The following is a 14,080-nucleotide window of genomic DNA, read 5'->3' as shown; positions in this document are numbered from 1 at the left end:
CACTGATCGAATAAAGCCCCAGCAACAGGCTTGCGAGCCAGCGCTTCATAGTTCGAAATCTCCGGCAAACGGCTTGTCACCGGTGACGGTCGGTAGATCCAGCCAGTTGCCCCACTGCGACCAGCCACCGTTGTACAGGCGCACATCCTGGTAACCCAGGTGTGTCAGTTGCTGGTAGGCAAGGCTCATACGAAAACCATCATCGCAGTACACGTAGACGGTCTTGTCTTTGGGGACGGACTTGTACATGTCGGCAAGGGCTTCATCCGAGCGCCAGGTCTGCGACTGCCCATCGGTGCCATCCATGCTGATGATGTTGATCCCGGAATATGGCCTTCCGCTACACCGTGATGGCTGCCCCCGGCATAACGATCCGTGGGGCGCGCATCGATCAGGACGATATCGGATGTCTTGCCTTCGGCGACGTAGTCGTAAACTTCCGGAAACTCGACAAACATCGACCGATCAGCCGGGGCGAGTTCAATAGTGCTCGGCTCCCGTGCTCCGGTCGGCTCCTGGGTGATCTCTTCAAAGGCCGACCAGGCAATTGTGCCGCCATTGAGCACCTTTACCTGTTCCATCGGGAAGCCGTACAGCTTGAGTAACACCCACAGTCGCGCACTGGTGACTGTGCGCGTATCGTCATAGATCACCAGGGTCGAATCCATGGTCACACCCCAGTTGCGCAAGGTCTGCTGAAACTGCTCGCGGGACGGAAAGCGCGTCACGGTCAGCGACTGGTTGTCTGCGAGGTCCTTAAAACGCTTGACCTGAATGGCACCCGGAATATGCCCAACGCTGTGATAACGGTGTGGGTGATAACGCACTTCCAGAACGTCCAGGTTGTCGTCGTCGATGTGTTCCGCGAGCCAGTCGGCATCAACCAGGTAATCTGGGTTGGCCCAGGCGAACGGTGAAACAGACAGGCCAATGGCCATCAGCAAAGACAGGAGTGTTGATTTCATAGTTACTTTTCTCAGTTTGACGTGCCGGCCTCGTACCAACCCTTTGTTTTGTTGACGATCTTCACCACCGACAGCATGACCGGCACTTCAACGAGCACACCCACCACGGTCGCGAGCGCCGCACCCGAATCAAAACCGAACAGCACGATGGCCGCGGCAACGGCGAGTTCAAAGAAGTTGCTCGCCCCGATCAGGGCCGAGGGTGCCGCCACGCAATGGGCGACCCCGAAATGTCGGTTCAGCAGGTATGCCAGACCGGAGTTGAAATAGACCTGGATAAGGATCGGCACCGCGAGCATGACGATCACCAGTGGCTGACTCAAAATCTGCTCGCCCTGAAAACCGAATAGCAGCACCAGCGTTGCCAGCAAGGCGACGAGTGAGACCGGATGCAATTGATCGAGCCGCACCTGCAACGCCGCCTCGCCGCCTGATTGCAGCAGGTGTCGGCGCCACCACTGCGCGAAGACCACCGGTAGTACGATGTAGAGCACGACCGACAGGAAGAGCGTATCCCAGGGCACCGTGATCGCCGACAGACCGAGCAGCAGTCCGACGATGGGCGCAAACGCAAACACCATGATGGTGTCGTTCAAGGCCACCTGGGTCAGAGTGAAGTTGGCGTCACCATCGGACAGGCGACTCCAGACGAATACCATCGCCGTGCAAGGCGCGGCTGCCAGCAATATCAGTCCGGCGATGTAGGCGTCGAGCTGATCCGCCGGCAGGTAGGGCGCAAAGATGCCTCGAATGAACAGCCAGCCCAGCAGCGCCATGGAGAACGGCTTGACCGCCCAGTTGATGAAGAGCGTCACGCCGATGCCCCGCCAGTGCTCCTTCACCTGGTGCAAGGCCCCGAAGTCGACCTTCAGCAACATCGGGATGATCATCAGCCAGATGAGCACGGCCACCGGCAGGTTCACCTGCGCCACTTCCATCTGACCGATAGCCTGGAACGGCACCGGAAACCAGTGCCCCAGCGCGATGCCCACGATGATGCACAGCCCGACCCAAACCGTCAGGTAACGCTCGAACAGGCTCATCGAACTGCCGGCCGCACGCTTGGCGGTGACTTCACATTGGGCACTCATCGCTCGTTTCCTTTCCCGCCCGAATCCGTCATCGCGATACGGCCGATTTCCGCCAGCTTCTCCTTGAGTTGCGGTTCGTTGAGCGATTCGATCGGGAGTTCGACGAAAATGGCGATGCGGTTTCGAAGCTCTTGGTATGCCTTCGCAAACGCCGCTTCTTTCATGCGCTCATCGCCATCCGCCGCAGCCGGGTCCTCAACGCCCCAATGTGCCGTCATCGGATGGCCCGGCCAGACCGGACAGACTTCCGCTGCGGCCTGGTCACAGACGGTGAATACGAAATCCATCTGCGGGGCATCAGCACCCTCGAATTCCGCCATGTCCTTGCTGCGCAGCCCATCGGTCGATAAACCGTTGCGCTGTAACTCGCGGATCGTCAGCGGGTGGACTTCGCCTTTTGGATGACTGCCTGCACTGTAGCCACGGAATCTCCCCTGCCCCAGGTGATTGACCAGGCACTCCGCAAGCAGGCTGCGGGCAGAGTTGCCGGTGCAAAGAAACAGCACATTAAACGGTCGATCTGCCATGGTCAGTTCCCTCCATGACCATGCAATCGAAAGCTAGCGAATGGCGCAAAACGGCGATTCATCATCAAGCACACCGGGGGGCGCCGGGACGATTCGGCATGCTTTCCAAAGCGGCCAGATCTTCCGTAAACGGGGCCACCCCCTTCACGCCATCAGCCGTTTCCCGCAACACATTGGCCACCCAGTCTGGAAGCCCGGAATTGATCCGGTAATGGATCCACAGACCCTCTCGGCGATCACTCACCAGCTCCACCTCACGCAAGTGCGCAAGATGACGGGAAATGGTCGGCTGAGCTGCGCCGATGGCGTGGGTCAGCTCGCAGACGCAGAGTTCATCGTGCTCAAGAAGAAGCAGGAGGCAGCGCAGGCGTATTTCATGCGCGATGGCGGGGTATAGCGTCAATGGGGATATATTCATGTGGCCGAATATATCCTGAACCATATATTACGTCAATCAAATATAGTCAAGGACAATCGAATTCGTGCGTGATCGCGAATTGTGCTGGACACTCGTCTGCGTCGAAGCCAGGGCCTCGGCGACAGTCAAATGAAAGCGATCTCCGTGGAGATAAAACAGATCTACCCGGCCGGCAATGGATTAATTATAGATTCATGTCACTCTCACTCACTGAAGAGGAGATCGGCTTCCCCAGCTATGTTTCCCGCATCCTGCGGCTGACATTGTCGGTCCCAGTCATTCAGGAGGTGGTCATCAACAGCACCCGTCCGCCCACCATGACGCCAGCCGCCTTCATGGATCCATCTCCCGAGCATGGGGACTTCAGCGAAAGCAGTTTGGGATCTGCTTCATTCAACCCTCTTGAAAAAGAGATACCTGAATCAGTGACTTCAATTATTGGTTGGGAACTAAACAACCACCCGCTCAAGCGGGTGGGTTCCAATAACGGACTGAAAGTCCGGATACGCGTCGACTAAACGACGCGTCTTAGTCGGGCTCCATCTTGAAATTATCGTTTGGATTAGGTTCAAAGTGATGCTCCAAATATTGCTTTATCATCTCATCAGTCATTTGCCCCACTGTGGCGCAAAAATAACCGCGGGCTCAAAAATGTCGACCCCAATATCGCTTTTTCAAGTGCGGGAACTCTTCGAACAGATAGCTCGAAGTTCGTCCCTTGATTCGCCTCATGATTTCGCTTGGGGCCATAGTCGGCGGCGCACTCACCAAAATGTGCACATGATCTTTGCTCACGACACCTTTGATAATCCGTATCTCAAAGGCTTCGCATGTCTGCCGCACCAAGTCTCTCACTCGTTCGGCTATTTCATCCTTCAGCACTTTATAACGATACTTCGTAACCCAAACAAAATGATACTCAATTTGGTAAACCGTATGGCTGCCGTATCTATAGTCCATCGCCACCTCCTTGGGCAAATTATCGCAGCTAAAGCTGACCGGCTAAAGCCGGTGGTTTAAACCTTATGATGGATAATTAATTCTTGAGTTTTCCAAAATTCGGAGATTTTATAACGCTATCAATAAAGTCGAGTTTAACTGAGGATTATTGAAACTTTTTTTCGTAGGTTTTGAGAAAATAATAGGGGTATGGCGTTTTTTGGGCAAAGAGAGATTAAACGCGGTGTTGCCACGCTGATGGTTTGAAGCTGAAAACGTTGAAGGGTTAACCGGCGGCGAGTTTTGTGTAGGTCGATTCAAACGCGATAAAGCCGGGGCAAGCGTTGGAAAAGCGCAGTTTTAACCGGCGACCGGTACGGATCAAACGGGCGGCCAGATACATGAGTTCTTGAATGACGGTTCTGATGCGGCGTCGTTTGGCCGGATGCCGAATGGGGCTTTGTTGCCCCAGTAAGCCGATCAGGCCGATCCAGCGCAAGATATTGTAGCTGTAGGCGCTCAGGGTCATGATGACATCGTTGGTGGCGAATTTGCCCGAAGGCAAGCGTTCGATGTCCAGATCCGTTTTAAACTCGCTGTGAAATTGCTCGGCGGTGGCATGATCACGATACAGTTGAACGATCAATGTGTCGTCATATTCGGTAGAAGCTAGGCTTGTCCACCAGCCTTCCATCTCGATCTCAGGGAACAGCAGGAGTTGTCCCTTAGCCGTTGTTGTTCGTTCGGTGATTTGCATGACGCGACGACAGGAATAGGTTTGGCCGTTTCGGGTGTGTTCCTCCGTGACACTAAATAAGGCCACCCGTTTGCCTTCACGTGGTGTGTCCCATTGTCCGTGTTGCTCGGCGTAGGCTAGCCAAGCATCGGCATTCTGTTTACGGGGATTCCATTTGATGATGAACTCGGCTTGCTCGTCTTCCTGTAAGACAATTCGGTTGTCGAGAGCGTCATGCCCGCTATCCAGGCGAACAAGTAACGGCAAGGGTGTCAGACGCTTGGCTGCAGTCAGTCCGCGCTCCAAGGAATAGAGGAATTCGTATTGGCAATGTTGCTTGCCTTCGCGCAGTTCGTTGCCAAGACACCAGCCTTCTTGGCCCAAATAAAGCGCGATGGGGGCATAGCCGTCGAATCCTTTATAGGTCCGGGAGACGCCTTCCTTGCGCGTTTTTTCGTTGTTCATCGGATAAACATCGATATCCAGCGCCACATGACCAGTGGCTAACGGCGTTACCGGGACTTGCGCGTGGGCCAGAAAATCGATGTTGCTCTGATAAACGAGCGGCAATAGTGCCTCGGCGTGTTCGTCCAACCGTTGTCTAAGGCGAGCGCTGGAGGGGACTTGTTGAATCGACAGCGCGGTTTTGAAATAGTCGTCGTCGCGGTAATTCTCAATCGCTTCGAAATCGCTCTTGCCCAGGCAAAGCGACCCGATCATGCTTTTGATAATATCGGCATGAGCGATACCGTGGCGCAATGGAATACCCTTATCCAGCACTTGATTGAGTTGGCCATACTGATTCAAACATAAGCCCACTAAGGCTAATCCGGAATGGCTGGTATAAAATTCAGTTTCTGACTGCTCCAGGATAAATCGTTTCATGATTCACTGAGTGGGTGAATGAAGAAATAACGACATTATCCCAGATTAAGCTTGTTAAATCATTAGGATAGAAGAGATTATCACTTCTTAAGTCACGGATTCAGGAGATAATCAAACCCCACAAGTAATCCGATTTCCTCCAGGAGAAACTCTATAGAGCGTATCTAGAACCATAAAAACGCATGCTAGTGACTGATTTTATTTATCTTTCATCATTTTAGATTTTCCCCAAGCAACATAAGAGGTCAGATGACTTATGAATAGAATTCAATTTGCCATCATCGATATTGGAAACTGTTCCAAGACCCTGATGCCGTTGATCCCCCACTAGCAGCCTTCAGTTGAGAAGGGACGTGCGGGTTTTACGTATCCTGCTCGGTACGCTTGCAAACCAGGTAGTCGTCACTCTGGCTGGTATCGCCTTGGCGATGAACCTGGAAACCATGCGGCGCGCCTGAATCTGACGCCATGAATAGCTTCACCTGTGCCTGGCAAAAGATCATCGAGGTCATCGGCGGCTCTGAGGTACCGGAAGATCACCGGCATGCGGAAAATACCGTTGAATGGCTGGTACGGTTGAGACCCAACGCCAACCTGGCTCTGCTTCTCGCAGCCCTTGGCCACGACATCGACCGGGCCACTCCGGACCGCATTCGCCGCGAGTCGTTCGATGACTATGATGCGTTCAAGAACGCCCATGCAGAAAGAAGCGCGGCTTTGCTCGCGGAGATATTTTCGGAGTGCGGCGTCGAAGAAGCGATCGCTTCGGAGGCCTGTAGGCTGGTGCGCCTGCACGAGGTTGGCGGCACCCCGGACGCGGACCTGCTGTGTGATGCTGACAGCCTCTCCTATTTCGACGTCATCCTGCCCCTCTATTACCAGCGGGAAGGATACGAAGAGTCGTTACGTCGCTGCGTGTGGGGACTGCGGCGTATTACACCCGGCTCGCAACAATACCTCACTAAAATGCGTCAAAGCGCCGAATTGCAGAAGCTCGTAACACATGCCCTGCGGATTGTGGAACAAGAAGTCGAGTGTGATACGGAACCGGCCAGTACCAAAACGCATGAACTTTCCGATCCATATTCTGTCTTTAGAGCTGAAAAAATAACCCAAGGATTTTAATGTAATAGAACTGACCAACCATGTACCTGCGAAGAACAAGAAATTTCCACTGGACATATAGCCGCCCACCCCCCATCGCTCCCTGCTTATAAACAAAGATCCTGCCACTCTTGCCTGGCCGGATTGGAATGCATCGCCGCCACAGCACGATGCTGACTCATTAGTTCTCTAAACCGTTATCAAAGGAGGAATCTCCATGATTCAGGTCGAAAACCTGACGCGCCGTTATGGCGATTTCACCGCCGTGGACAATGTGAGCTTTTCCATCGGTCGCGGTGAAATCGTTGGCCTTCTCGGTCACAACGGTGCTGGCAAAACCACCATCATGAAAATGTTGACCGGCTTTCTCGAACCTACCGCCGGGACCATCGACATCGACGGTCTGCGCATCGGCCGGGATACTACCGCCATCCAGTCAAGGATCGGCTACCTGCCGGAGAACTGTCCGGTCTGGCCGGAGATGACGGTCATCGATTATCTGGACTATCAGGCCAATCTGCACGGCCTGCCCGAGGAGCAACGCACGGCTGCTATTGCCAGGGCGATACGCCGCACGGCGTTGAAGGAGAAGGCCACTTCCACTATTCAGACCCTGTCACGAGGCTACCGCCAGCGGGTCGGCGTAGCCCAGGCCATTCTCCACGAACCCGACATCGTCATCCTCGACGAGCCCACCAACGGGCTTGACCCCACGCAGATCCGTCAGATGCGCGACCTGATCCGCGAACTGGCCCAGACCGCCACTGTCATGGTCTCCACCCACATCCTGCAGGAGGTCCAGGCGGTGTGCGAACGGGTGTTGATCCTGCGCGCCGGCCGCCTGGTAGTGGACTCCCGGCTCGATGAGTTGCAGCGCGACGGTGCTCTGTTGGTGGCCGTGGAAGGCGACGCGGAAAAGGCCCTGAACGCCGTCGATGGGGTGGAACAGGTGTCAGAGCTGGACACAGAGGCCGGACAGCGGCGCTACCGGGTAAAAGCGCAACCGGGCAGCGCGCCTCGGGTGGCCCAGGCCATCATGAATGCAGGTCTCGCACTGTATGAGATCACCACCGAGCGTCACGACCTCGAAACGGTATTCGCCCAGGTCAACGAGGAGGTGGGCCATGGCTAATTATTTTTCCACTACGCTTCGTATCGCCCGCAAGGAATTTCGGGGCTTCTTCGCCACACCCGCGGCCTATCTCTTTTTGGGCGGTTTCCTGGCGGTGACCCTCTTTGTCTTCTTCTGGGTGGAGACCTTTTTCGCCCGCAACATCGCCGATGTGCGCCCTCTATTTCAGTGGCTGCCGCTGCTGTTGATCTTCCTGGTGGCGGCGCTGACCATGCGCGCCTGGTCGGAGGAGCGCAGGGCCGGCACGCTGGAGAGCCTACTCACCGCACCGGTGAGTCCGCTGCAGTTGATACTCGGAAAATTTACCGCAGCCCTGGGGCTGGTGGCCCTGGCATTGGCGCTGACCCTGCCGCTGCCGGTGACGGTTTCCCTGCTGGGGCCGCTGGACTGGGGCCCAGTGATCGGCGGCTATGTCGCTACCCTGTTCCTGGCGGCGGCCTATGTGGCCATCGGCCTCTACATGAGTGGCCGCACCGACAATCCCATCGTCGCCCTGATACTCACCGCCGTGGTCTGCGGGCTGTTCTATCTGATCGGCTCTAGCACCCTGACCACGCTGTTCGGCCATGAGATCGGTAACCTGCTCGCTCTGCTTGGCACCGGAACCCGCTTCGAGTCCATCACCCGCGGCGTGCTCGATCTGCGCGACCTCTACTACTACCTCTCCATCGTCGGGGTGTTCCTGACGCTGAATCTCTTCTCTCTCGAACGGCTACGTTGGGCGGGCAACCCCATTAGCAAGCGGCACCGCCTGTGGGGCTGGGCCGCGGGACTGGCAGCGGCCAATTTCATCGCCGCCAACCTCTGGCTCAATCCCATCGGCTGGGCGCGCGCGGATATCACTGCGGAGAAACAGTACTCACTATCCGAAGCCACCGAGAACCAGCTCGCGGCGCTGCACGAGCCACTGCTGATCCGCGGTTACTTCTCGGCCAAGACCCACCCCCTGCTGGCGCCGCTGGTGCCCAGGATCAAGGATCTGCTCGAAGAGTACGCGGTCGCTGGCGGTGACCGCATTCGAGTCAATTTTGTCGATCCCACCCGTGACCGCGAGGCGGAAGAAGAAGCGGCATCGCGTTATGGCATCAAGCCGGTCCCCTTCCAGACCGCCGACCGTTACCAGGCGGCCGTGGTCAGCTCCTATTTTGATCTAGTCATCGCCTATGGTGACCAGTACGAAACCCTGGGCTACCGGGATCTCATCGAAGTGAAGGCGCGCGGTGAGCGGGATCTGGACGTCGTGCTGAAGAACCCGGAATACGCCATTACCCGTGCAATCCGCAAGGTGGCAAGCAGTTACCGGGCCGGCGGCAACCCCTTCGAGGCGTTGCAACATCCGGTGGTGTTCAAAGGTTATATGTCACCCGATGAGAAGTTGCCGGAAACCCTGCGCGAGTTGCGCGGTGATCTGAAAGGACTACTTGACGATCTGAAGAAACAGGCGGGAGACAAACTGATCGTTGAGTTTGCCGACCCTGACGCAGACGGCGGTAATCTAGCCGCCGAACTCAAACAAAAATACGGTTTCGGGCCACAGATCGCCAGCCTGTTCGACCCTAAACCCTTCTGGTTCTACATGGTGCTGGAGGGCGATGGCGAGGCCTTGCAGGTGCCGCTGCCGGAGACCTTGGATAAGCCATCCCTGGAACGTTCCCTGAACGCCGCCCTGCAACGGTTGACACCCGGAGCGCTCAAGACCGTCGCCCTGGTCAAACCCCAGGCCTTCGGCCCGGGCGGTCAACGCTATGGCGACCTGGAGGAGGTGCTGGGCGAGAACGTGCGCATCAAGGAAAACGACCTGAAAAGCGGCCAGGCGCCCGAGGATGCTGACCTGCTGCTGGTGATGGCGCCGAAAGAGCTGGATGAGAAGCAGCGCTTCGCCATCGACCAGTTCCTGATGCAGGGTGGCAGCGTGGTGATGGCCACTTCGCCCTTCGACGTACAGGTAAGCGGCACGCTGAATGCCAGCAAACAGGCCTCCGGTCTGGATGAGTGGCTGGCGTATCACGGTGTCACCATTGACGAAACCATGGTGCTCGACCCACAAAACGCGGCACTGCCAGTGCCGACCGAGCGCTACATCGGCGGCCTGGCCCTGCGGGAGATTCGCATGCTGCCCTATCCCCACTTTCCGGATCTGCGTGGTGACGGCTTGAATCCGGACAACCCCATCACCGCCTCTTTGGGTCAGCTCACCCTGAACTGGGCCTCGCCGATCCAGGTAGACGCGGATAAAAACCAGGGACGCAAGGTCATCGAACTGCTGCACAGCTCCGAAAACAGCTGGACGTCGGACAGTCTGGACCTGGTGCCCAACTACCGCGCCCATCCGGATACGGGCTTCAGCGTCAGCGGTGAACGCAAGCCGCAACTGCTGGCCGTCGCCATCGAAGGTCGCTTCGATTCCTTCTACCAGGGCAAAGAATCACCCCTGGCCAAGGCGGAGGAAAAAGATGATGAAGCCACCGACGAGGGGGATAAGGATGGTTCAGATCAAACGGAGGAAAAAGAAGCCGAGCAACGCATCACCGGCGTGATCGAGCGCTCGCCGGAATCCGCGCGGCTGATCCTCGTGGCGAGCAACACCTTCGCCTCCGACGCCGCCATCGACCTCGCCTCACAGGGCCTCAATACCCTGTACACCAAGCCGTTGGCCTTCATGCAAAACGCCATCGACTGGTCGCTGGAAGACCGTGGGTTGCTGGTGCTGCGTGGTCGCACGCAACTGGCCCGCACCCTCGACCCTATGCCCGATGGCGAGCAACGGGTCTGGGAGTGGATCAACTACGGCCTGGCCCTGGTCGGACTCCTGGCCGTATGGGGCTGGCGCCGTCGGGTCGCGGCTTCTGACGCCCGAGGCTACAACGCAGTATTAGCGGAGGTTTGACATGAACAAGAGAGTCAAGATACTGGCCGTTCTGCTCACCGCCCAGCTGCTGCTGGCGGTAGGAATCGGCTTAAGCGACCGGGGTGTTACCGCTGTGAGCGAGCCCGTCGCACTGGTCAGCTTTGATGCGGAAAAGATCGACCGCATCACCCTGGAAGGGCCGGATAATGCCAAGGTAACCCTGGCAAAGAACGGCAGCGACTGGGTGTTGCCGGACTTGGGTGAATTCCCGGCCAACAGCAACAAGGTGAAACAGCTTTTCGAGCGACTCAAAGCTCTGCGTTCCGGCACGCCGATAGCCACTAGTGGTGGCGCACGGGAGCGTTTCAAAGTGAGTGACGAGAAGTTCGAACGCCGCATCACACTGTCAGAGGACGATGACACAGTCGCCCGGCTCTTCCTGGGCAGCTCGCCAGGCATGCGGCTCATTCACGCCCGCAATGAAGCCAGTGACGCCATCCATGCAGTCAAGATGGCCGTATACGATGTGCCGGTCAAAGCGTCGGATTGGGAAGACAAGTCCGTTCTGACTTTACCGAAAACGCAGATCACTGCCATCAATGTCAATGGCCTGCACCTCCAGCGTAGTAGCCTGGTAGCAGACAGCGACAAGGCGACCGAAGACTCGAGCCAATTGCCGACATGGCAAGCCGATGAACTGGGGGAAGGCCAGCAGCTGAAGGCCAGCGCGGCAGATAAACTGGCCGGCCTGCTGGCGGATCTTCAATTCGAAAAGGTGCTGGGGCGTGAAGCGAAGGACGAATACGGTCTGGCAGAACCCGTGCTGGAGCTGTCTCTGTCCAGGGATGGCGAGACACGGAGCTACCGCGTGGGTAAAGCCAAGGACAAGGAGGAGTACACGCTCAAGGTCTCCACTCGACCGGAATATTTCCGGCTCGCCAGTTACAAGGCCAAGCCATTGCTCGAATCCGCCAGCTTGGAGAAACTGACCGAAGCCGTACCCGACGCCGCCAGCGAGGCGGAATCGGCTGGCGACATCGAGGAAGATATGCCGGCACCCGATGACAAAGGCGAAGGGGTGACCTCAGAGTAAATCTTGGTGTTCCGACTTTGGCGGGAACCGGCTGACTTCAACACAAGAGTCAGCCGGTTGTTTTTGACGAACTGAGTTTTGAAGTTGATCAGACATAGGAGCACGTGACGCCTTCAATCGACTGATTGAGGATTTATCCCGCGTCGGTTGCATGCGGACCGACCGGCAGCGTCTACCGCACTGAGAACCAGGTACAACTCCATGAAGATCCTTAATGGAAAGCCAATTTCACCGGGTTACGCACAAGGACAGGCTGTTATTCTAGGAATCGGCGATAAAAAAATCGCATCTGACCGGATTGAAGCGGGAGCAATAGACGACGAGATAGCGCGCTTTCACGCCGCGCTCGAGTCAAGCCGTCGCGAACTCGAGCAACTGCAGGCCCGTGTTGCTTCAGAACTTGGCGAATCATCGGCCGAGATCTTCTCGGCCCACCTGCTGTTTCTCGATGATCTGCAGTTCATCGAACAAATTGAAAACCTTGTCAGAACCGAACATAACAACCTGGAATTCGCTATCCAGCAAGCCACTGATGATATCGCTCGCCGTCTGAACGAAGCTGACGACCCCTACCTGCGGGAGCGGTCTGCCGATATGATCGACCTGCAGCGCAGATTACTCCGCCAGCTATCACAAGCGGAAAAGATATCTCTGAGCCGGCTGTCATCCGATTCGATACTCGTCACCCGAGAGGTCTTGCCCTCCGATCTGCTTGAGTTCGAACCAGAGAACCTTGCCGGCATCATCACAGAAATTGGCGGGGAAACCGGGCACGCCGCGATTCTTGCACGTGCACTTGGGGTGCCGGCGGTGAGCGGAATAACCCAGGCGACTCAACTGATCACGCCGGAAGCGATTCTGTTAGTCAACGGACAGACAGGCGAGGTTATTCTGGAGCCTGAACCATCCCAGTTGGCGACTTCCAGCACGGCAAAGACACACTATGACGCGACTACGAAAGAAGCTACCGACGCAGAATCACGCGAGTGCATTACACTCGATGGCGTTGGTGTGCGGTTATTAGCGAACGTGGGCCGCCCTTTCGAAGTCAAGCAGGTCCTTGAGCACAGCCTTGACGGTGTTGGGCTTTTCCGTACCGAGTACCTTTTTCTCGGAAAACAAGCCGCCCCTTCCATTGAAGAGCAGTACGACTGCTTTTGCCATATCGCGCGAAGCCTGGGGGGCAAGCCGCTCGTGGTTCGAACGGCGGACTTCGGCGGCGACAAGTGGCCAAGGTTTCTCGAGCCAAGATTCGAGGCCAACCCCAACCTTGGCGTCCGGGGGCTGCGCTTTTCCTTGCTGGCCTCTCAAGACCTGTTTCGTGCGCAGATGCTCGCGGCCATTCTCGCATCCCGCGAACATGACGTACGGATCATGTTTCCGATGGTGATAGGCCACACGGATCTACAAGAGGCGATATCTGTAGTGAAAGAGATTGCCTGCAGCGAAGGAATCCGTGAGATACCGCCGATCGGTGCACTCATCGAAACGCCTTCGGCCGTCTTTGCGATAGAAGAGATTCTTCAATTGTCAGATTTCATAAGCATCGGGACCAATGACTTGACACAGTTCGTTCTGGCGGTTGATCGTAATGCACTCGCCCTGATTGACGACTACACGGTATTACACCCATCAGTGCTACGCGCAGTGAGCCGGGTCATTGATGCGGCGGTTGCCGCAGGTAAGCCGGTCACTGTCTGTGGTGAAGCCGCGGCCGATGCCGGTGTGGCAGGACTCCTTGTAGGATTAGGCGTCCGAAGGTTGAGCATGAGCCCGGCTAATGCCGCCCGCGTAAGATTGGCACTCACGGCATCTAACCTAACGACCCTCGAAGCATTGGCTCATGCAGCGTTGCGCAGCGAGTCTGCGACAGCTGTATCTCGCTTGGTCACCGAATCGCTTTGCAATACCCTTCCACAACTGGGGTCGGGTGCGATTACCGTCTAGCCTAGGGAAATCCTATATTGACCCTCCGCTTCCGAGTCTTTGGGTTTACTGGGGATTCGTGAGTAACTGCCGTGTTTGAGGTTTTTCTAGCGGTATCTCCCCTGCTGTTACCAGCTCAGGGCCACATAGCGCCGCATACACCGCTCTTGCGCTCCATCAACAGCACATACTTGTCGGCGGCGGCCTGTTTCACGGCACGTTGAAAGTCAGCGACACTGCCGACATCGGTCACCAGCTCGCGCCGGTACTCGACGATCACATCGCCTCGTCGCATCCCGGCCTTTTCAGCCGGCGAGTCCTCGCTGACCCGGGCCACAATGCGGCCCGATCAGACGGGTCAATTTTTCTTTAGCAACATCTAGTAAAGACACAATTCCGGAAAATTCTGCAAACCT

General features: G+C 56.6%; 13 protein-coding genes and 1 pseudogene. 6 read left to right on the top strand and 8 right to left on the bottom strand.

What is annotated here, in order from left to right:
• Positions 1 to 45 precede the first annotated feature (45 nt).
• The 5 genes from EP25_RS23550 to EP25_RS24205 form a co-directional block, all read right to left on the bottom strand.
• Positions 46 to 249, bottom strand: a complete 204-nt coding sequence (locus tag EP25_RS23550) for a rhodanese-like domain-containing protein (RefSeq protein WP_235185794.1) — start codon at positions 247 to 249, stop codon at positions 46 to 48.
• Entirely contained in the window at positions 186 to 965 is a 780-nt protein-coding gene (locus tag EP25_RS21560) for a sulfurtransferase (protein ID WP_200874996.1), read from the bottom strand. Before EP25_RS21560 ends, EP25_RS23550 begins: the two co-directional genes overlap by 64 nt.
• 11 nt (positions 966 to 976) lie before the next feature.
• The gene (gene arsB / locus EP25_RS0100550; RefSeq protein WP_031432123.1) at positions 977 to 2,056 is read right to left on the bottom strand and encodes an ACR3 family arsenite efflux transporter; all 1,080 of its coding nucleotides are present in this window, start codon (positions 2,054 to 2,056) and stop codon (positions 977 to 979) included.
• Entirely contained in the window at positions 2,053 to 2,583 is a 531-nt protein-coding gene (locus EP25_RS0100545; protein ID WP_031432122.1) for an arsenate reductase ArsC, read from the bottom strand. Before EP25_RS0100545 ends, arsB begins: the two co-directional genes overlap by 4 nt.
• A gap of 64 nt (positions 2,584 to 2,647) precedes the next feature.
• The gene (locus EP25_RS24205; RefSeq protein ID WP_407661367.1) at positions 2,648 to 3,001 is read right to left on the bottom strand and encodes a metalloregulator ArsR/SmtB family transcription factor; all 354 of its coding nucleotides are present in this window, start codon (positions 2,999 to 3,001) and stop codon (positions 2,648 to 2,650) included.
• A gap of 194 nt (positions 3,002 to 3,195) precedes the next feature.
• Here EP25_RS24205 and EP25_RS0100535 point away from each other — a divergent pair, with 194 nt between their 5' ends.
• Complete coding sequence (locus tag EP25_RS0100535) at positions 3,196 to 3,519, top strand: hypothetical protein (RefSeq protein ID WP_031432120.1); 324 nt, start codon at positions 3,196 to 3,198, stop codon at positions 3,517 to 3,519.
• 10 nt (positions 3,520 to 3,529) lie between these two features.
• Here the strand turns inward: EP25_RS0100535 and tnpA are convergent.
• Together tnpA and EP25_RS0100525 are read right to left on the bottom strand one after the other, a co-directional pair.
• Positions 3,530 to 3,961, bottom strand: a pseudogene (gene tnpA, locus EP25_RS21555) (IS200/IS605 family transposase).
• A gap of 265 nt (positions 3,962 to 4,226) precedes the next feature.
• Complete coding sequence (locus EP25_RS0100525) at positions 4,227 to 5,561, bottom strand: IS1380 family transposase (protein WP_031432119.1); 1,335 nt, start codon at positions 5,559 to 5,561, stop codon at positions 4,227 to 4,229.
• Between the two features lie 468 nt (positions 5,562 to 6,029).
• Here EP25_RS0100525 and EP25_RS0100515 point away from each other — a divergent pair, with 468 nt between their 5' ends.
• The 5 genes from EP25_RS0100515 (at position 6,030) to ptsP (ending at position 13,685) form a co-directional block, all read left to right on the top strand.
• A complete protein-coding gene (locus EP25_RS0100515) occupies positions 6,030 to 6,686 on the top strand; it encodes a DUF4202 family protein (RefSeq protein WP_031432118.1) in 657 nt (218 codons plus the stop codon).
• Between the two features lie 196 nt (positions 6,687 to 6,882).
• On the top strand, positions 6,883 to 7,797 hold the full coding sequence (locus EP25_RS0100510) for an ABC transporter ATP-binding protein (RefSeq protein WP_031432117.1): 915 nt from the start codon (positions 6,883 to 6,885) through the stop codon (positions 7,795 to 7,797).
• Complete coding sequence (locus EP25_RS0100505) at positions 7,790 to 10,684, top strand: Gldg family protein (RefSeq protein ID WP_031432116.1); 2,895 nt, start codon at positions 7,790 to 7,792, stop codon at positions 10,682 to 10,684. Before EP25_RS0100510 ends, EP25_RS0100505 begins: the two co-directional genes overlap by 8 nt.
• A 1-nt stretch (position 10,685) precedes the next feature.
• Positions 10,686 to 11,738, top strand: coding sequence for a DUF4340 domain-containing protein (locus EP25_RS0100500; protein WP_031432115.1), 1,053 nt, complete (start codon positions 10,686 to 10,688; stop codon positions 11,736 to 11,738).
• Between the two features lie 201 nt (positions 11,739 to 11,939).
• Positions 11,940 to 13,685, top strand: a complete 1,746-nt coding sequence (gene ptsP / locus EP25_RS0100495; RefSeq protein ID WP_152555561.1) for a phosphoenolpyruvate--protein phosphotransferase — start codon at positions 11,940 to 11,942, stop codon at positions 13,683 to 13,685.
• A gap of 115 nt (positions 13,686 to 13,800) precedes the next feature.
• On the opposite strand, the gene EP25_RS0100490 is transcribed toward ptsP, so the two are convergent.
• Positions 13,801 to 14,001, bottom strand: a complete 201-nt coding sequence (locus EP25_RS0100490) for a PDZ domain-containing protein (RefSeq protein WP_031432113.1) — start codon at positions 13,999 to 14,001, stop codon at positions 13,801 to 13,803.
• Positions 14,002 to 14,080: the final 79 nt, after the last annotated feature.

This window comes from Methylomarinum vadi (assembly GCF_000733935.1).
In the GTDB taxonomy this organism is placed as follows: Bacteria; Pseudomonadota; Gammaproteobacteria; order Methylococcales; family Methylomonadaceae; genus Methylomarinum; species Methylomarinum vadi.
Note: the sequence above shows the minus strand (reverse complement) of the source record. Positions and strands in the feature narration are given on the sequence as shown.